The sequence below is a fragment of the Streptomyces sp. BE20 genome (genome assembly GCF_036322525.1).
Taxonomy (GTDB): Bacteria; Actinomycetota; Actinomycetes; order Streptomycetales; family Streptomycetaceae; genus Kitasatospora.
Window position 1 is genome coordinate 1 of sequence record NZ_JAQYWW010001034.1, and the last position, 322, is coordinate 322.

Genomic DNA, 322 nt, shown 5'->3' on the forward strand with positions numbered 1-322 from the left:
CCAGCCGCTCCGCCGGGAAACCCGGATCCAGCGGCAGATACCCCGCCCCCGACCGCAACACCGCCACCATCGCCACCACCAGGTCCACCGACCGCGGCCACGCCAACCCCACCCACCGACCCGGACCGGCCCCCCGACCCACCAGCACCGACGCCCACCGCGCCGAACGCTCCCCCCACTCCCCGGACGTCAACGACTCCCCCCCCACCCCCAACGCCACCGCCCCCGGCGCCTCCCGCACCCACCCCTCGAACCGCTCCACCACCGAACCCGCCACCGGAACCACACCCACCACGTCGCCGGGGGCGAGCAGCCCGGCCAG

The 322-nt window shown here is 76.7% G+C and carries 1 protein-coding gene; it reads right to left on the reverse strand.

Annotated features, from left to right (window positions below; all coding sequences use genetic code 11):
• The coding region (locus PUR61_RS45540) for an AMP-binding protein (protein WP_329882407.1) at nucleotides 1-295 on the reverse strand (295 nt) is incomplete at its 3' end.
• Nucleotides 296-322 lie beyond the last annotated feature (27 nt).